We start from the raw sequence: 19,368 nt of genomic DNA, 5'->3' as shown, positions 1-19,368 counted from the left end.
GCCTGACACGAACCGACCGGCGTCCTCACCAGGAGAGGGCGCCGGTCGCGGTTAGGTAAGGTTTCCCTATGACCGCGCTGCGCAACGATGTCGCCCGGCTGGGTGCCGAGGGCGTCACGGTCGGGTACGCCGACCGCGTCGTGCTCGACAACCTCGACGTCTCCATCCCGACCGGGGTGATCACCACGGTCATCGGACCCAACGGCTGCGGCAAGTCCACGCTGCTGCGCACGCTGTCCCGGCTGCTCAAACCGCGCCAGGGCACCGTGCTCCTGGACGGTCACGACATCGCGCGGCTCAGGACGAAGGACGTCGCGAAGCGGATGGGCCTGCTCCCGCAGACCCCGATCGCGCCGGAGGGCCTCACCGTCGCCGACCTGGTCGCGCGCGGCCGGCACCCGCACCAGAACTGGGTGCGTCAGTGGTCGAGCGACGATGCGGACGTCGTCGCCAAAGCGTTGCAGATGACCGGGGTCGCCGACCTCGCGCACCGCCCGGTCGACTCACTCTCGGGCGGTCAGCGGCAGCGGGTGTGGATCTCCATGACACTCGCCCAGGGCACCGACCTGTTGCTGCTCGACGAGCCGACGACGTACCTCGACCTCGCGCACGCGATCGACGTGATCGACCTCGTCGACGACCTCCACGAGGGCGGCTGCACGATCGTCATGGTCCTGCACGACCTCAACCTGGCCGTTCGCTACAGCGACAACCTGATCGTGATGAAGGCCGGGTCGATCGTCGCGCAGGGGCATCCGAGCGACGTGATCACGAGCGACCTGCTGCTGGACACGTTCGGCCTCCAGGCGAAGGTCATCGACGACCCGGTCAGCGAGCGGCCGTTGATCGTGCCGATCGGGCGGACTCACGTGACATCGAAGAGTGACCAAGGACTAGGTTAGCCTGCCCTAACTGGGTGATAAGGTTCGGCTGTCCTAATTTCCACCGCCGCGTGGACAGCGAGAACGAGGTGCCGAATGGGCCAGCGAACGACCATGACCTGGAAGCGATTGACCGCCGTGGCAGCAGCCGTGCTGGTCGGCGCCGGCGTCCTCGCCGGGTGTGGTTCGTCCGCGCCCACGTCGACTCCTGACGCGAACAACGCCTCCGGTGGCACGTTCCCGACCAAGGTCGAGCACTTCTTCGGCGAGACGGAGATCAAGGAAGCGCCCAAGCGCGTCGTCTCCCTCGGCTACACCGACGACCAGACGATGCTCGCGCTGGGCGTCGTCCCGGTCGGCATGGTCGACCAGTACCCGAACCCCGAGGGCAAGAAGCCCGACATCAACACCCAGTGGGCCTGGGTGAAGGACAAGTGGGGTTCGACCACGCCCGAGGTCGTCATGAAGAACGGTGACACCGAGCCGAACTACGAGAAGATCGCGCAGCTGCGCCCCGACCTGATCGTCGCCGTGTACTCCGAGGCCGACCAGGCCTGGTACGACAAGCTGAGCAAGATCGCCCCGACGGTCGGCCGCACCAAGGCCGAGAAGGAGCCGTTCAGCGCGAAGTGGCAGGACAACGCGCTGCAGGTCGCCAAGGCGATCGGCAAGGGTGACGAGGGCGCCAAGATGATCAAGGCCATCGACGACAAGATGGCGGAGGCCAAGAAGGCGAACCCGGGCTGGGCGAACGAGACCGCGGTCGTCACGTCCTGGTACAAGGACGCCGTCGCGCCGTTCACCACCACCGACGTGCGCGGCCAGCTGCTGACCGGCATCGGCTTCAAGGGCAACACGAAGATCGACGAGATCGCGGGCGGCAAGTTCTACACGACGCTGTCGCCGGAGCGCATGGACCTCATGAACGTCGACCGCATCTTCGTGATCGCCGACGAGGCCGACCAGAAGTCGCTGAAGAACTTCCAGCTCTTCGCGAACCTGCCCGCGGTCAAGGCCGGCAAGGTCCACTGGCTGCTCGACAGCGAGGGTCCCGCCATCGGTGCCGCGATGTCGCAGGCGACGCTCGCGTCCATGCCGTACGCGGTCGACGAGCTGGTGAAGTCGGCCAAGTCCGCCGGCTGATCTCCACCCACCGAAAGGTCTCCCTCGTGACCACGAGTGTCTCCGCCGTGCCCGCGAACGTCCTGCGCACGGCAACCGGGCGGGAGGCCTGCTGGTGGGTGCTCGACCACTGCCGTTCCGCTCCCGGCCTGCCGATCGCCACCGTGCTGGCGACGGTGGCCGGGGCGGTGCTGCAGATCGTCCCGGTGTTCCTGCTGGGCACCGTGGTCGACGGGATCGTGCAGGGCCGCGACGCCTCGATCCTGTGGACGATCGGCATCGCCACGGTCGTGGCCGCGCTGGCCGGCGCGGTCATGACCGCGGTCTCGACCTACCTGGTAGGCCGGGTCGGCGCGGAAATGCTGGCCAGGCTTCGAGAAGGTGCGGTCCGCGCGGTGCTCGGGATGCCGAGCGCGCGGATCGAGCAGGTCGGCCGCGGTGACGTGCTGTCCCGCGTGGGTGACGACGTCGCCGTCATCTCCAAGGGTTTCCGCACGGCGATTCCGACGATCTTCTCGGCGGCCGTGCTGGTCGTCATCGCGACCGCGGGCATGTTCGGGCTCGACTGGCGCCTCGGTGTCGCCGGGGCCTGCGCGCTTCCCGCGTACGCGCTGGCGTTGCGCTGGTACCTGCCCCGTTCGCAGCCGCTCTACCGGGCGCGTTCCGAGGCGCAGGCCGACCGCGCGCAGGCGTTGATCAGCGGTCTCGACGGCATCGCCACCGTGCGCGCCTACCGCCTGGAGAACGTGTTCCGGGACAGGGTGACGGCGGAGTCGTGGCGGGTGCGCAACATCGGCATCGACGTGTTCCGCTTCTTCGGCCGGTTCATCGGCAGGGAGAACCGCGCGGAGTTCATCGGCCTCGGGCTGATCATCGTGGTCGGGTACTTCCTGGTGACCAACGGGCAGTCGTCGCTCGGCCAGGTTTCCGTTGCGGCGCTGCTGTTCCACAAATTGTTCGTGCCGCTCGGCCTGATCATGGCCTTCTTCGACGAGGCGCAGAAGTCCGGTGCGGGGCTCACGCGACTCGTCGGTGTGCTCACCGAATCCGACGGTGACGAGCTCGTCCGCAGCGCGGTCGCGGTCGACGCCGACGCGCAACCGCTTCCGGTGTCGGTGCGCGGGGTTTCCTTCCGCTATCCCGAATCCGAGCACGACGTGCTGCTGGACATCGACCTCGAGATCCCCGCCGGAACCTCGCTCGCGCTGGTCGGCGCGACCGGTGCGGGCAAGACGACGCTGGCCGCACTCGTCGCCGGCACGGACACCCCGCAGCTCGGGTCCGTGCACATAGGACAGACGAACCTCGCCGACGTCGACGAGGCGGGTGCTCGCGCGTTGGTCAGCATTCTGACGCAGGAAGCGCACGTCTTCGCCGGTCCGCTCGCGGAAGATCTGCGTTTGGCAGCACCGGATGCGACCGACGACGAGCTGATGGACGCACTGCGCACGGTCGGCGCCGACACGTGGGTCGAAGCGTTGCCTTCCGGGCTCCAGACCGATGTCGGCGAGGGCGGTGAACGGCTCGACGTGACCAAGATCGCCCAGATCGCGCTGGCCAGGCTCGTGCTCGGCCGCTCCCCCGTCGTGGTGCTCGACGAGTCGACGGCGGAGGCGGGCAGCCAGGGCGCCGCCGCGCTCGAACGGGCCGCGCTGGCCGCCTGTCGTGGCCGCACCACGCTTCTCGTCGCCCACCGGCTGACCCAGGCGATCGCGGCGGACCGGATCGCCGTGCTGGACGGCGGGCGCGTGCTGGAGCAGGGCACGCACGAAGAACTCGTGGCGCGTGACGGGCGTTACGCGGCTCTTTGGGCCGCTTGGCGATTCGGATCATCGGCCACTTAGGTTAGGCTCACCTTCATGGAACAGGTGCTGCTTTCGACCGACCGGATCGCCTCTGTTCGGCGCCGTGCCGGTGAGTACCCGCAGCGGACGATCGCCGTCGCGAGTGCGGTGGCGCTGACGCACTGGGCGAACCCCGCACTCGAGGTCGACGGGCTCGATCTCACCCCTGCGACGCTGTTCGGGGATCTGCTCGTCTGGGCCGACAAGGGGCAGCGGTGGGACGTCGTCGAAGGAGCTGACGGCTGGCGGATTCCACTGCCTTCCGGCGTCGATCCGGTTGCGGCACAGCGCACTCTCGACGACCTCGCCGAGTTCCCGAACCGCGCCATCGGCACGCTGACGTCCCAGACGGCCGAGGAGCGCCTCGCGGACCTGGCCCGGTGGAACGACAACGAGTTCCCGCGCGAACGGCCGAGCATCGTCGAGCTGTTCCGTGAGCAGGCCCGCCTGCGGCCGGAGGCGGTCGCGATCAACGACGGCGACCGCGCGTTCACCTACGGCGAGGCGCTGGCCCGTTCCAACCAGCTCGCCCGCCACCTGCTCGAACGCGGTCTGGGGAGCGAGCAGGTCGTCGGCATCTCGCTGGACCGCTCGGCCGAGATGGTGATCAGCCTGCTCGCCGTGCTGCAGGCCGGGGCCGCGTTCGTGCCACTGGACCCGCAGTGGCCGGCCTCCCGCCGCGAGTCCGTGATCACCGACGCCCAGGTCGTCCTGCTCCTCGGCACCGGCGGGGAGGGCGAGCCCGAAGCGGTCGCGGTCGACCTCGACGCGTGGGGTTTCTCCGACTACTCCGTCGAACCCACCGACGTCACGATCCTCGGTCCACAGCTCGCGTACGTGATGTTCACGTCCGGTTCGACCGGCCGCCCCAAGGGCGCGATGATCCGGCACGAGGCGATCAGCGAACGCCTGCTGTGGCAGGTCAACCAGATCCTCCACTTCGGACACAGCGACGCTTCCCTGTTCAAGGCGCCGCTGTCGTTCGACATCTCGATCAACGAGATCTTCCTGCCGCTGGTTTGCGGCGGCAGGACCGTGGTCGTGCGGTCGGGCGGCGAACGCGACCCGCACCACCTGCTGCACACGATCGCCCGTCACCGCGTGACGTTCGTGTACCTGGTGTCGTCGATGCTGGACGTGCTGCTGAACATCTCGGGCGAGGGTGAGCTGGACAGCCTGCGGCACGTGTGGTGCGGCGGCGAGGTGCTCACTCCCGAGCTGTACGACAGGTTCCGCACGCAGCTCGACATCCCGATGTACCACGGGTACGGCCCGGCCGAGGCCACGATCGGCGTCTCGCACGTGATCTACCGCGGCGAGGCGGAGCGGCTGTCGACGTCGATCGGCAAGGCCAACCCGAACACCGACCTCTACGTGCTCGACGACCAGCTGCGCCCCTGTCCTCCCGGCGTCGGCGGTGAGCTGTACATCGGTGGTTTCCTGCTGGGCCGCGGCTACGTGAACGCGCCTGGCCTGACGGCGTCGCGGTTCGTCGCGAACCCGTTCGCCGCGGACGGCTCGCGCCTCTACCGGACCGGTGACCTGGCGCGGTTCGCGCCGGACGGGTCGCTCGACTTCCTCGGGCGCGTCGACAACCAGGTCAAGATCCGCGGCATGCGGCTGGAGCTGGAGGACGTCGAGGTCGCGCTCGCCGAGCACCCGCGGGTCCGCCACACCTGTGTCGTGGTCAGGAAGAACTCGGCGGGCGGCAACTACCTCGTCGGGTACGTCGTGCCGGCCGGCTCCTTGACCGCGGACGAGGTGAAGCAGTGGGCGACTGAGCACCTGGTCGAGTACATGGTGCCCGCGCACATCGTGGTGATGAGCGAGTTCCCGTTGACCCCCAACGGAAAGCTCGACCGCCGCGCCCTGCCGGAACCGACCGTCGAGACCGGGCCGGTCACCGCGGCCGCCAACGACGTCGAGGCCGCTGTCTGCGCCGCCGTCGCGTCGGTGCTGCGGGTCGAGCAGGTCGGCGCCGACCAGGACTTCTTCGAGCTGGGCGGCGACAGCATTCTCGCGATCTCGCTGCTGTCGGCGTTGCGGGCCGAGGGCATCTTCGTCACCGCCACCCAGATCTTCGTCAACCGCACTCCGCGCGCGCTGGCCGCCGTCGCGTCGCTCGACGGCGCCTCGACCGTCGACCACGACGACGTTCCCACGGGTCCGGTGGCGGGTCTGCCGATCGTGCAGTGGCTCGGGGAGACCACGGACGCCGTCGACGGGTTCGTGCAGTCGGTCGTGCTCAACACCCCTGCCGCTTTGACCGCGGATGCGCTCACCCGGATCCTCGACGCCGTGGTGGCGCGGCACGACATGTTGCGCGCCAGGCTGGTGCGGGGCGAGCGCTGGTCGTTCGACATCCCCGCGGACGGTCGTGCGTTGTGGGAGGAGAGCAACACGCCGTTGGAGGAGTGCGTCGCGGCGGCGACCGAGGGGCTGAACCCCGACGCGGGGATCATGCTGCGCGCGGTGTGGCGTTCCGAGGTTCGTCAGCTCGTGATCGTGATTCACCACGTGGTGATCGACGGTGTGTCGTGGCGCATCCTGTTCGACGACCTCGCATTGGCGTGGCAGCAGGTCTCTTCCGGTGCGGCCGTTGAGCTCCAGCCGGTCGGGACGTCGTTCCGCCGCTGGACACAGCTGCTGGAGCAGACGGACTACTCGGCGGACCGCTCGTACTACCAACGCGCGCTGCCGGGTGTGGACCAGCTGATCGGGCGGCGGGAGCTTTCCGAGTCCGATGTCGTGGCGGGCGAACAGGTTCGCACGGTCACCGTCGGTGCCGCCGCGACCGCCGCGCTGCTCGGTGACGTGCCCGCGTTGTTCCACGCCAAGGTCAACGACGTGCTGCTGACCGGTCTCGCGGTCGCGCTGGCCCGGTGGCGGCGGGACAACGGGCAGGACCAGACGTTCGCGCACGTCGAGCTGGAGGGTCACGGCCGGGAGGGCCGGTTCGTGCCGCTCGACCCGGACCTGTCGCGCACGGTCGGCTGGTTCACCACGTTGTTCCCGGTGACGGTGGATCCGGGGTCCGGCGACGATCTCGCGGTGGCGTTGAAGCGCGTCAAGGAAGACCTCGCACGGGTGCCGAGCAACGGTGTCTCGTACGGCGCGCTGAAGTACTTGGGGAACAACGCTTTCTCCTCGCCACTGCCTCAGGTGCTGTTCAACTACCTCGGCCGGTTCGGTGGTGGCACGACCGGCGACTGGCAGCTCGCGGAGAACGCGGGCCAGCTCGGCGAGAAGCGTGATCCCGCGATGAGGCTGCCACGGGCGCTGGAGTTCAACGCCTCCGCCGAACCGGGTGCGGACGGCGAGCTGGAGCTGGTCACCGTCATCTCGTGGCCGTCGGGCGTGTTCCTGGACGCCGACATCGCGAAGATCGGCTCGTACTTCGTCGAGGCGATGGAGGGCCTGGCCGCGTTGACCCGCGGTGGCCACTCCCCCAGCGACTTCGACCTGGTGTCGTTGACCCAGGCCGACGTCGACTCCCTCGACAGCCCTGCGCTGCGCGACGTCCTGCCGCTGACGCCGTTGCAGGAGGGCATGTACTTCCACTCGGTCTTCGACGACGAGTCCGCGCACCGGTACGTCGAGCAGCAGCTGCTGACGCTGTCCGGATCGGTGGACGCGCGCAGGCTCGAAACGGCCGCGACCCGGGTGCTGGAGTTGTTCCCGAATCTCGCCGCGCGGTTCGTCGCGCTGCCCGACGGCCGGGTCGTCTCGGTGCTGGAGTCGGGGGTCTGCCCCGAGTTCTCCACTGTGGACGGTCAGGGCATGACCGACGAGGAGGTCCAGGCGTTCGCCGAGCAGGACCGCGTCGCCGGGTTCGACCTCGCCCGCGGTCCGTTGATGCGCTACACGCTGATCCGCACGGCTCCGCAGCGGTACGTCCTGGTGCAGACCGTGCACCACATCATCGCGGACGGCTGGTCGGTGCCGCCGATGCTGCGCGCGTTGCTGGCCGAGTACGACGCGCCGGGTTCTGTGCACACACGCGGCAGTTACGCCGACTACGTGCGCTGGCTCGTCCGGGCCGACGCGGCGGAGAGCGACCGCGTCTGGGCGTCGGAGCTCGCCGGTTTGCCGGGTCCGTCACTGGTCGCCGAAGGTCACGAGCCTTCGGAACGCTTCGCTGACACCGCAATCGAGGCACCTTCGGGCTTCGACAAGATGTTGAAGGCGGCCGGAGTTCCCCTGAGCGTGGCCGTGCACAGCGCGTGGGGCGTGACGCTCGGCGGGATTCTGGAGAGCCAGGACGTCGTGTTCGGGTCGACGGTGTCGGGCCGTGACGCGGACGTGCCCGGGATCGACTCGATGGTCGGCCTGTTCATCAACACGATTCCGGTGCGTGCCAAGTGGTCCGGCGGTACGAGCGCGGGCGAGCTGCTGGCTTCCGTGCAGCGGCACCAGACCGCCGTCCTGCCGCACCAGCACGTCTCGCTCTCCCGGATCGGCCGGCAGGCGGCGTTCGACACCCTGGTCGTGTTCGACATCGCGCTGGACGTGTCCGAGTTCGGCTGCGACGGCTTCGAGATCACCGGTGTGGTGAACGAGGGCGCGCCGCACTACCCGTTGACCATCGAGGTCCAGCGCGACCACGACGGTTCGCTGCGGTTCAACCTGATCTACGACACGCTCGTGGTGCGGGAGTCGGGCGCGCAACGGATCGTGCGCGCGTTCGTCGACACGCTCACCGGGCTGTTGACGGGTGATTCCATTCCGGTTCCTGTCCTCGCGGACACGCGTGTCGGCGCGGACATCACGCCGGTGACTCTGGCGCAGCTCTTCGACCGGGCCGCTCTGCGCGACCCGGCCGCGACCGCCGTGACCTTCTGCCGCCTCGACGGCACGTCCGAGTCGATGACCTACGACGAGCTCGCGGAGGCCAAGACCCGGCTGGCGGCGACGTTGCAGGCGTGCGGCGTCGGCCCGCACACGAGGGTGGCCGTCGCTCTGCCGCGGTCGCTGGAGCAGGTCACCGCGCTGATCGCGATCGTGTCGGCCGGTGCCGCGTACGTGCCGCTCGACCTCGCCTACCCGGACGACCGCCTGGAGTTCGTGCTCGCGGACGCCGCTCCCCAGGTGGCGCTGGTGGAACCGGGTCAGCAGGACCGTTTCTCCGCGATGCTCGCGCGTGCGGGCGTCTCGGCTCGTGTGCTCTCGACCGACGACGTGGTGCCCGGCTCGTTCGTGGAACCTGTCTCGGACTGGCGCCACCCGGCGTACCTGATCTACACGTCCGGCTCGACCGGGCGCCCCAAGGGCGTCGTGGTGTCGCACGAGAACGTGGTCTCGCTGCTCGTGAACACCGCGCCGGAGATGGAGTTCGGCCCGTCCGACGTGTGGACGCAGTTCCACACCTACTCGTTCGACGTGGCGGTGTGGGAGCTGTGGGGCGCGCTGACCCACGGCGGTCAGCTGATCGTGCCCGAACACAGCCTCACCCGGTCGCCGGTGGACTTCCGGGCGCTGGTGCTCGACCGCGGAGTCACAGTCCTGTGCCAGACGCCGTCGGCGTTCTACCAGTTCATCGACGCGGATCTGCATGCTGCTTCTCCGCTTTCCGCGCTGCGACGGGTGATCTTCGCCGGCGAGGCCCTGGACCTGGGACGTCTGCGCGGCTGGGTCGAGCGCTACGGCGCCGACCGCCCCGAGCTGGTCAACATGTACGGCATCACCGAGACCACCGTCCACACCACGTACCGGCTGCTGGAAGACCGCGACTTCGGCCTCGAGGTCAGCCCGATCGGCGGCCCGATCGCGGGCCTGTGGTGCTACCTGCTCGACGAGTTCCTCCGCCCGGTGCCGCCGGGCGTGGTCGGCACGATCTACGTCGCAGGCCCGCAGGTCACGTTGGGCTACATCGGCCGACCGGGTCTGACGGCGTCGCGGTTCGTCGCGGACCCGTTCGCGGGCGACGGCTCCCGGATGTACCACTCGGGAGACCTGGCTCGCCGCAACCTGGACGGTGAGCTGGAGTTCCTCGGCCGCGCCGATCTCCAGGTGCAGCTCAAGGGTTTCCGCATCGAGCTGGGCGAGGTGGAGTCGGCGATCCTCTCAGTGCCTGGGGTCGTGGACGTCGCCGTGACGGTGGCGGACACCGCCGACCACCTGGTCGCGCACGTGGTGGGCAAGCCTTCTGTGGATGTTCTTGCCGCTGCGGGGAGCAAGCTGCCGGTGCACATGGTGCCGCAGCGGGTTCTTTTCCTGGATGCGCTGCCGCTGACCGTGAACGGCAAGCTCGACCGTCGGGCGCTGGTTGAAGGATCTCGGCTGTCGGACTACTCCCCGCCTGTTGCCGTTTCGGAAGCTCCGGCGCTTTCCTCGCTGGTGGAGATCTTCGCGGCGGCGCTGCCGGGGTCTTTGGTGAACGCGGACACCGACTTCTTCGCGGCCGGTGGGGACAGCATCATCGCGATCGGGGTGGTGAACCGTGCCCGCGCACACGGTCTGCGGTTCACTCCCCGCGACCTCTTCCTGCACAAGTCCCCCCGCGCTCTCGCCGCGCACGTGGGGGCCCTTCGTACTCTCGGTGAGTACGAAAGCTCCCCGCGTACTCTCGAAACAGCGGCGGACGGGCCGGTGGTGCCGACGCCGATCGTCTTGCGGCAGCGGGAGCTGGGGGGCGAGCTCCGGCTGTTCGCGCAGGCTCGGCAGCTGCCGTGTTCGAGTCTGGAGGAGGCGCAGCGGGCCGCGGAGGCCGTGGTCGCGGCCCATGCGGCGCTGCGGATGCGGTTGACGGTCGAGCACGGGGTCTGGTCGCTCGGAATCGATCCCGACTGGCAGGCCCCCTGGGGGGATCGGGTCCCCACTCCTATCGTCTCAAACGGGTCTGACAGTTCTGACGATCCGCAGGTGGCCGCCGCGGTCGGCGCTGGCTCGGCGACCGCAGGCACGGCGAGCACCGGCACGAGGGCCAACGCCCTGCCGGCCAGCCGGATTCCCGTCGTCCTCGCCACCACCGACGACCCCGAGGTCGCCGCCGACGAAGCCGCCGCCCGCCTCGCCCCCGAGTCCGGCGTCATGGCGGCCTTCACCTGGCTCGAACGCACCAAAACGCTCGTCGTCGCAGTCCACCACCTCGCCGTCGACTCGGTCTCCTGGCTGATCCTCCTAGACGACCTGACCACCGCCATGCGCGGCGAAGACCTCGCCCCGACCACCACCCCGTTCCAGGCCTACGCCGAGGCCCTCACGGTGGACGCCCAGTCCCGCGGCGCCGACCTGCACCGCTGGATCGAGGTCCTGGACACGCCGGCTCTCACTCCGCAGATCGGTGACCTGCGCGAGGTCACTGTCACCCTCGCCGCTGCCATCACCGAACGCGTCGTCCACACCGCGCCGGCCGCGCTCGGCATCGGCCTCACCGAGCTCCTGTGCGGCGCACTCCGCACGGCGTTGACCGAGATCCAAGGCACCCCGACCGATCTGGTCGTCGAGCTCGAACGGCACGGGCGCGTCCCCGTGCGCGAACACCACGACTACACCCGCACTGTCGGCTGGTTCACCTCCATCGCGCCGGTGAAGCTGAGCCCGCACACCGACCCCGTCGAGGCCGCCCGCGAACTCTCCGACAGGCAGCCGGACGAACTCGCCCACGTCGGCTACGGCCAGCTGCGGTACCTGAACCCGCAGACCGCACCCGTGCTGGCAGCGCTCCCGTGGCCGCAGGTGCTGTTCAACTACCTCGGCCGGGGCAGCGAGTCCCAGGCGCTCCACGTCGACGCCGGGAATCAGCCCAGCCCGTACGCGGTCGAGGTCAACTCCTGGCTCGACGCCGAGACCGGGAGCCTGCGGGCCACGTTCGCGTTGAGCGAGGACGTGTCCGACGAGATCGCGGCCAGGTGGTTGCTGGCGCTGGAACGGATCGCGGACGCGTCCACCACCGCTCGGCGGACCGCGCCCGTCTCGCCGTTGCAGCGTGGGCTGTACTTCCAGGCCCAGCTCGCCGGGGACGCCGGGCACTACGTGGCGCAGACCTGCTTCACGTTCGACCGGCGGCTCGACGCCGAAAAACTCGAGCGGGCGATGGCGCACGTCATCGCGAAGCACCCGGTCGTCGGCGCGGGGTTCGAGGACGAGGACGGGTCGCCCGTCCAGGTGCTCACGCCGAACGCCGCGGTGCCGGTCAGGGTCGTCGACGTGCTCAACCGCGAGGCCGTGGACGCGTTGCGGGACGAGGACCGGGCGACCGGGTTCGACCTGAGCGCGCCGCCGTTGGTGCGGCTGGCCGTGCTGCGGCTGCCGGACGGGCGGGACGCCTTGTTGTTCAGCCACCACCTGCTGCTGTGGGACGGCTGGTCGCGCGAGATCGTGCTGCGCGACTTCTTCGACGCCTACCGGGCGATCCTCAACGGCCAGCCGCTTGACGACGCACCTGCCACGCCGAGCTTCGAGGACTACACCCGAACACTGGCCGCGAAGGACGCTCAAACAGCCGAACGGTTCTGGGCCCGGTACCTGGCGGACCTGCCGGGACCGACGTTGCTGGCCGGGCAGTCCACTTCGGACTCGCTGCCCACCAAGATCGTGCGGTCGCTGTCGGAAGCGCAGTCGGACCGCGTGCGGAACGCGGCACGCCAGAACGGCGTCACGCTCAACTCGGTGGTCACCGGCGCGTTGGGACTCCTGCTGGGCAGCGAGACCGGGCGCGGTGACGCGGTGTTCGGCGTGACGGTTTCCGGCCGTGAGGAGGAAGGCACCGAGGGCATCGTCGGCGTGCTGCTCAACACCGTGCCGATGAGGGTGTCCGCGAAGCCGCACGACAGCGTGGCGACATTCCTCAACGGAGTGCAGGCCTCACGGGTCGACGCGATGGAGCACGAGCACATCGGGCTCGGCGAGATCCAGCGCGCGAGCGGCCAGGACCAGTTGTTCGACAGCCTGTTCGTGCTGCAGAACTTCCTCGACGACGACACCTTCACCGAGTTCAACGCGGTCAACGGCATCACGGCCCACGAGTTCGAGGACTCGACGCACTACCCGTTCACCTGGGTCGTGACGCCGGGCAGGCAGCTCACGGTCAAGCTCGAGTACCGGCCCGCGATCACCGAACCCGCCACGGCGCAACGGTTGTTCGACGAGTACCTGCGGATTCTCGACGACCTGGCCACGTCGGAAAGCCCCGTCGGCGCGATCGAGGCCACCGGTCCGCAGCCGGAGCTCAACGCGCCCAACGACTTCGGTGACCAGACCGTCGTCGACCTGTTCGACATCGCGGCCGACCGCGACCCGGACCGGATCGCCCTGGTCTCGCACGGCGACACGATGACCTTCGCGGAACTCAGGGACCGCAGCCGGCACCTCGCGGGAGTGTTGCACGACAAGGGCATCGGCGTGGAGACGTCGGTCGCCATCGCGGTGCCGCGGTCGTTGGACTGGGTGGTCGCGCTGTTCGGCATCCTCAGGTGTGGAGCGGCGTACGTGCCGTTGGAGCTGGACCACCCGGACGAGCGGATCGCCGCGATCGTCGAGGACGCGCGACCAGAGCTGATCATCACGACCAGCGCGGTGGCGCCGAGGATCCAGGGCACCACGTTCGAGCTCGACCTGCCGTGGCCGGACGCCGAACCGGTGATCACGTTCGAACCCGGCAACCCGAACAGGCTCAAGCACGCCGCCTACACCATCTACACGTCCGGTTCGACCGGCAAGCCCAAGGGCGTCGTGACCGAGTACGCGGGTCTGACCAACATGCTGGTCAACCACCAGCGGCGGATCTTCGAACCGGTCCTGGCCGAGCACGGGCACCGGACGTTCCGGATCGCGCACACCGTGTCGTTCGCGTTCGACATGTCGTGGGAGGAGCTTCTCTGGCTCGCCGACGGGCACGAGGTGCACATCTGCGACGAGGAGCTGCGGCGCGACGCGACCGGGCTCGTCGAGTACTGCCTCGAGCACGAGATCGACGTCATCAACGTGACGCCGACCTACGCGCAGCAGTTGGTGGCCGAGGGACTTCTCGACGCGGACCACAAGCCGGCGCTGGTGCTGCTGGGCGGCGAGGCCGTGACGCCGACGCTGTGGCAGCTGCTCTCCGACACCCCCGGCACGATCGGCTACAACCTCTACGGGCCAACGGAATACACGATCAACACGCTGGGCGTCGGCACGTTCGACTGCGTCGACCCGGTGGTCGGCGTGGCGATCGACAACACCGACGTGTACGTGCTCGACCCGTGGCTGCGGCCCGTTCCGGACGGTGTCGCGGGCGAGCTCTACGTGTCCGGTGTGGGCATCGCGCGGGGTTACCTCGGGCAACCGGGGCAGTCCGCCGAACGGTTCGTGGCGTGCCCGTGGGTGCCGGGTGAGCGCATGTACCGGACGGGCGACCTGGTGATCCGGCGCCCTGACGGCAACCTGCTCTACCTGGGCCGCACGGACAAGCAGGTCAAGATCCGCGGTCACCGCGTGGAGCTGGGCGAGGTCGAGGCGCGGTTCGCCGCGCACGAGGGCGTGCGGTTCGTCGCCGCCGTGGCGCAGGCCGACCCGCAGGTCGACGGCGCGTACCGGCTCGCGGCCTACCTCGTTCTCGCCGAGGGGGCGGACCTCGGGGCGATCGCGGCGGAGGTCGGTGCCGGGATGCCGGACTACCTGCGGCCCACGCACTACGCCGCGGTGGACGCGATCCCGTTGACGGTCAACGGAAAGGCCGACACGAGCGCCTTGCCCGAGGCCCGCCCGCTCGGCACCCTGGTCCAGCAGGAGGATCGGGAGCTGACCGAGACGGAGATCGTGGTCCGCGAGCTGTTCGCCGAGGCGCTCGACCTCGACGAGGACGAGGTGGGCGTGGCGAGCGGCTTCACCGACCTGGGCGGGCACTCGATGCTCGCGGTGCGGCTCGTCGGCCTGCTCCGCCGCGAGTTCGGCCCGGTCGTCACGATCCGCGACCTGCTGGCCCTGTCCACCCCCGAAGCGATTGCGCGCCACGTTGACGAACACTGAAGTCCGCACCGGCAAGGAGATCCTGCGGGTCGCCCTGTGCCGCAACGTCGGCGCGATGGCCTCCGGCACCCTGCTGATGGGGTCGTACCAGGCCGCGGAGACCGCCGTGCCGATCCTGCTCGGCGTGATCGTCGAGTACGCGCTGCGCGGCGGCCGGCTCAGCTCGCTGGGGCTCGCGCTGCTGGCGCTCGGGCTCGTCATGGCGACGGTGTCGTACTCGTGGCGGTTCGGCATGCGGATCCTGCAGAAGGCGAACACGACGGAGGCGCACCGGTGGCGGGTCGCGGTCGCGGACCACGGCCTGCGACCGGTGGCGCGCGGCGTCGACCTGAAGTCCGGCGAGGTGCTGACCATCGCCACGGAGGACGCCGACCAGACCGCGGACATCATCGAGGTGGTGCCGCTGCTGGTCAGCTCCCTGGTGTCGGTGGTGATCACCGGTGTCGTGCTGGCGGTGATCAGCGTGCCGCTCGGCGTGCTGGTGTTCGCCGGCACGGCCGCGATCCTGACCGTGCTGAGCGTGATGTCGCGCCGGATCGGCGCGAACACCCAGGTGCAACAGGCGAAAGTCGCGCGAGCCGGTGCGAAGGTGTCGGACCTGATCGCGGGGCTGCGGCCGCTGCACGGTTTCGGTGGCAGCTACGCGGCTTTCCAGGCCTACCGCAGGGTGAGCACCGAGGCGAAGAAGCAGTCGATCGTCGTGGCACGCGTCAACGGCGTCTACGCGGGCACGGCGCTGGCGCTGAACTCGTTGCTGGCGGCCGCAGTCACGTTGTGGGCGGGATATCTGACGTTCCAGGGCACGATCACGATCGGTCAGCTGGTGATGGCCGTCGGCCTGGCGCAGTTCCTGATCGAGCCGCTGAAGATGTTCTCGGAGATGCCCAAGTACGTGATGATGGCGCGCGCCTCCGCCGAACGGATGGCGCTCGTTCTGGCCGCACCGCCGGTGATGACGCCCGGTGTCGAGGAACCCGGCCCGGAAAGCGGCCTGGAGGTCTCCGGTGTCACGCACGGAACGTTGCGGGACCTGAGCTTCGCGGTGCGGCCCGGTGAGCTCGTGGCGATCGCGGCCTACCAGCCCCAGGCGGCGGCCGAGCTCGCGGCGCTGCTGTCCGTCGACGTGCCACCGGCTTCGTACGGGGGCGTCGTGAAGGTGGGCAAGCGCGAGATCGCGTCGCTGACGATCGAGAGCGTGCGTGAACACCTCCTGGTCAACCCGTCGCACCACGAGGTGTTCGCGGGAACGTTGCGGGAGAACGTCGACCCGTCAGGTTCCAGTGCGCTGGTGGAGGAAGCGGTGGCCGCCGCGATGCTGACCGACGTGGTCGCACTGCACTCCGAAGGCCTCGACTACGCCGTGCGCGACCGCGGCGCGAACCTCTCCGGCGGTCAGCGCCAGCGGTTGTCCCTGGCGCGCGCGTTGGCCGCGGACCCGGAGATCCTGGTGCTGCACGACCCGACCACGGCCGTGGACGCGGTGACCGAACAGCTCATCGCCCGCAACGTCACGGCGTTGCGCCGCGGCCGCACGACGATCGTGATCACCAGCAGCCCGGCGCTGCTCGACGTGGCCGACCGCGTGATCGTCCTGTCCGACGGCACCGTGGCGGGCGAGGGCACGCACCGCGACCTGCTCGGCCGCGACTCCTCCTACCAGCTGGCGGTGGCCCGATGACGGTGTTCGAGTGGCGCGGCGGCCCGGCGACCCTGCGGTTCGAGAGCGTGCTGGCACCGGTCGAGCTGCAGCAGCGCGGCGACGTCTGGTGCGCCGAGGTCGACCTGCCCGCACGACTCCGCGTCACGTACTACTTCCTGTGCGACGGCGAGGAGTTCGCCGATCCGCTCAACCCCTCGGGGGCCGGCCCGAACAGGTCGATCTTCTCGACCCCGGACCTGGAGCCGCAGCCGCACTGGCCGGTCGTCGGGCCGGACGAGGTGCTGGACGTGCCGTCGTTGCGCATCCGGTGGAACGGTGCGTTGGGGCGCAAGACAGTGCGCGTGCACAAGGGCGGTGACGCCGTAGTGCTGCTGCTCGATGGCGACGACTGGATGTACACGCATCCGGCCGTGGCCGCGTTCGAGTCGGCGATGGGCGATGCGATGCCCACCCTGGTTTTCCTGCCCACGCCACGGGACCGCGACGCCGAATACACGAATCCTGGGTTGTGGCAAGCGATCCAGGACGAGCTGCTGCCGCTGCTGGCGTCGAACGGCGTGACCGTCGACCCGGCGAAGTTCGTGGTCGCCGGGCAGAGTCTCGGCGGGCTGAGCGCGTTCCAGGCGGCACTGGACTTCCCGCGGCTGGTGTCGCGGGTGGCCTGCCAGTCCGGGTCGTTCTGGTGGGCGCGCGACCTGCCGGGCCACGGGATCTCGCTCGACGGACCTGCCGGCGGTGACACCGCGGAACGCCTGCGCGGCCGTGACCTGTCGGGCCTGCGCGTGGCGTTCGACGTCGGCGAGCACGAGCCGAAGATGCACCGGCACTGCGAGGCGGTGGAGGATCTGACGTCCCAGGCGGGCGCGACCGTGCGCGTGAACCGGTCCCCCGCCGGGCACGACCGTGTCGGCTGGCGGCACGCGCTGGTCAGGGACGTCGCCTGGTTGCTCAGCGAGCTGTGAGCTGATCCGGCAAGCTGTCCGGCATGTCCGTACCTCCGGTCATCTCCGTGATGCTGATCGTTCCCGACGCCGACGCCGCGGTCTCCTGGTACAGGACCGCGCTCGGCGCCGAGGAGCTGTGGAACCTGGGCGGCGTCGCCGGTCTCCAGATCGGCGGCGCGCCTTTCTTCCTCCACCAGGACAACCCCGCGAACCCGGCGGAGTCGAGCCCTGCCGGGGTCACGAGCGTCCGCGTCGAGGTGTTCACCGACGACCCCGACGGGTTCATCGCCCGCGCGGTGGGCGCCGGCGCCGTCGCGGGGTCCCCGGTCGTGGACCACCAGCTGCCGTGGGGAACGCACCGGCAGGGCGGCTTCACCGATCCGTTCGGGCACAAGTGGTCCGTGGGCGACAGGTCACCCCTGCGCTGACTGCCACGGCCACACCTCCACCACGCCGTAGCCGACCGCGCACGGCGTCTTCGACACCAGCTCGACGGCCTTCTCCAACGACTCCGCTTCGATGATCGCGAAACCCGCAACGGGCAGTGCCGAGGTCTGGTAGGCCCCGTTCTCCACGCTCACCCCGGCGTCGAGGTGGTTGCGCACCTGCACGGGGGTGCCCGCGACGCCCATCTCCGCACCTGCCGCACGCAGGCGGTCGTCGTGGGCGTGCGCCTCGGCGCGCACGGCTTCCGGGGTCCTGTCGTAGCCCGCGCGGTCTCCGTATCCGATCGTCATGAACTTCATGCCGGTACAGACTCGGGCCGAGCCCCGAACTCATCGGCTCGTTCACCGAGAGTTCATCTCACGATTGCGACCACTTGCCCCGCGAAGCCGTCGAAGTGACGAAGGATCCGTTCTCCGACAAGTGGTCCAGCAAGAGGTGGACAGTGAAAAGAACGCTCGGCATCGGTCTGGCGGTCGCGCTCCTGGTCGGCGTGGCGGCCGCGATCTACTTCGGCCAGGGCGGCGGTGAGGAACCGGCCCGGCTCCAGACGGTGCGCGGCGTCATCGGCTCGGAGAAGCTCGCCTTCTTCGCCGACCAGCGCGTCCAGGACGTGTTCGCGAAGCACGGGCTCAAGGTCGAGGTGGATCCCGCCGGGTCGCGGCAGATCGCGACGGCGACCGACCTCACCTCGTACGACTTCGCTTTTCCGTCGAGTGCGCCCGCGGCGGAGAAGATCCAGCGGGACCGCAAGGCGGCGCGCACGTACGCGCCGTTCTCCTCGCCGATGGTCATCGCCACGTTCGACCCGATCGTCGACCTGCTGACGAAGGCGGGCGTGGTCAATTCCGGGCCCGGCTACCAGACGTTCGACGTGCAGGCGTACCTGGACCTCGCGGCCAAGGGCACGCGGTGGGACCAGCTGCCGGGCAACAGCTCCTACGCCGCTCGCAAGAATCTCCTCGTCACCACGACCGACCCGCGTGACTCGAACTCGGCGGCGATGTACCTCGCGATCACGTCGTTCGTCGCGAACGGCGGGGTGGTGTCGTCGCAGGAGGCAGAGGCGAAGGTGTTGCCCGCTGTGTCCAAGTTGTTCCTGGACCAGGGTTACACGCAGAGCAGCACGGAAGGGCCGTTCGAGGACTACCTGTCCGCGGGGATGGGCAAGACCCCGCTGGTGCTGGCCTACGAGGCCCAGTTCGTCGACCGGGTGGTGCGGGGCGACTCCACGATCCGGCCGGACATGAAGCTGCTCTACCCGGCGCCGACGGTGCTGTCCAAGCACACGCTGGTGCCGTTGCGCGAGCCGGGTGATCGCGTCGGACAGCTGCTCACGAGCGACGCCGAGCTCGGCAGGCTGGCGGCGACGTTCGGGTTCCGCACCGCGGATCCCAGGCACTTCACCGACGTCGTCAAGGAGAAGAACCTGACCGTGCCGCAGACGATCGTGGACGTGGTCGAACCGCCGGCGCACGAGACGCTTGAACGGATGCTCGAAGCGATCGCGAAGCAGTACTGAC

At 69.5% G+C, this 19,368-nt stretch carries 9 protein-coding genes; 8 read left to right on the top strand and 1 reads right to left on the bottom strand.

What is annotated here, in order from left to right; genetic code table 11:
* Window positions 1–68: 68 nt before the first annotated feature.
* The 7 genes from AOM45_RS33020 (at window position 69) to AOM45_RS32990 (ending at window position 17,829) form a co-directional block, all read left to right on the top strand.
* On the top strand, window positions 69–902 hold the full coding sequence (locus AOM45_RS33020; protein WP_030469275.1) for an ABC transporter ATP-binding protein: 834 nt from the start codon (window positions 69–71) through the stop codon (window positions 900–902).
* A gap of 93 nt (window positions 903–995) precedes the next feature.
* Window positions 996–2,024: an iron-siderophore ABC transporter substrate-binding protein gene (locus AOM45_RS33015; protein ID WP_201780108.1), complete on the top strand. Its 1,029-nt coding sequence runs from the start codon at window positions 996–998 to the stop codon at window positions 2,022–2,024.
* Between the two features lie 26 nt (window positions 2,025–2,050).
* Entirely contained in the window at window positions 2,051–3,847 is a 1,797-nt protein-coding gene (locus AOM45_RS33010; RefSeq protein WP_030469277.1) for an ABC transporter ATP-binding protein, read from the top strand.
* Between the two features lie 15 nt (window positions 3,848–3,862).
* Window positions 3,863–14,797: a non-ribosomal peptide synthetase gene (locus tag AOM45_RS33005; RefSeq protein WP_035911279.1), complete on the top strand. Its 10,935-nt coding sequence runs from the start codon at window positions 3,863–3,865 to the stop codon at window positions 14,795–14,797.
* Window positions 14,784–16,475, top strand: coding sequence for an ABC transporter ATP-binding protein (locus AOM45_RS33000; protein ID WP_030469279.1), 1,692 nt, complete (start codon window positions 14,784–14,786; stop codon window positions 16,473–16,475). Before AOM45_RS33005 ends, AOM45_RS33000 begins: the two co-directional genes overlap by 14 nt.
* Window positions 16,472–17,419 carry an alpha/beta hydrolase-fold protein gene (locus AOM45_RS32995; protein ID WP_051783947.1) on the top strand — a complete coding sequence of 316 codons (948 nt, stop codon included), beginning with the start codon at window positions 16,472–16,474 and terminating at the stop codon, window positions 17,417–17,419. Before AOM45_RS33000 ends, AOM45_RS32995 begins: the two co-directional genes overlap by 4 nt.
* A 23-nt stretch (window positions 17,420–17,442) precedes the next feature.
* Window positions 17,443–17,829, top strand: a complete 387-nt coding sequence (locus tag AOM45_RS32990) for a VOC family protein (RefSeq protein ID WP_051783948.1) — start codon at window positions 17,443–17,445, stop codon at window positions 17,827–17,829.
* Here AOM45_RS32990 and AOM45_RS32985 read toward each other — a convergent pair.
* Window positions 17,815–18,147, bottom strand: a complete 333-nt coding sequence (locus AOM45_RS32985; RefSeq protein ID WP_030469282.1) for a YciI family protein — start codon at window positions 18,145–18,147, stop codon at window positions 17,815–17,817. The genes AOM45_RS32990 and AOM45_RS32985 overlap by 15 nt on opposite strands.
* Before the next feature lie 143 nt (window positions 18,148–18,290).
* Between AOM45_RS32985 and AOM45_RS32980 the strand changes: the two genes are divergently transcribed.
* On the top strand, window positions 18,291–19,367 hold the full coding sequence (locus AOM45_RS32980; protein WP_030469283.1) for a hypothetical protein: 1,077 nt from the start codon (window positions 18,291–18,293) through the stop codon (window positions 19,365–19,367).
* Window position 19,368: the final 1 nt, after the last annotated feature.

Source organism: Lentzea aerocolonigenes (genome assembly GCF_000974445.1).
GTDB classification, from domain to species: Bacteria; Actinomycetota; Actinomycetes; order Mycobacteriales; family Pseudonocardiaceae; genus Lentzea; species Lentzea aerocolonigenes.
The sequence above is the reverse complement of the archived record's forward strand: the minus strand, read 5'-3'. Positions and strand labels throughout refer to the sequence as shown.

Coding starts and splice junctions, on each gene's coding strand:
- AOM45_RS32985 (WP_030469282.1), bottom strand. CDS start 18,147: ATGAAGTTCATGACGATCGGATACGGAGACCGCGCGGGCTACGACAGG.
- AOM45_RS33015 (WP_201780108.1), top strand. CDS start 996: ATGACCTGGAAGCGATTGACCGCCGTGGCAGCAGCCGTGCTGGTCGGC.
- AOM45_RS32990 (WP_051783948.1), top strand. CDS start 17,443: ATGTCCGTACCTCCGGTCATCTCCGTGATGCTGATCGTTCCCGACGCC.
- AOM45_RS33020 (WP_030469275.1), top strand. CDS start 69: ATGACCGCGCTGCGCAACGATGTCGCCCGGCTGGGTGCCGAGGGCGTC.
- AOM45_RS32995 (WP_051783947.1), top strand. CDS start 16,472: ATGACGGTGTTCGAGTGGCGCGGCGGCCCGGCGACCCTGCGGTTCGAG.
- AOM45_RS33005 (WP_035911279.1), top strand. CDS start 3,863: ATGGAACAGGTGCTGCTTTCGACCGACCGGATCGCCTCTGTTCGGCGC.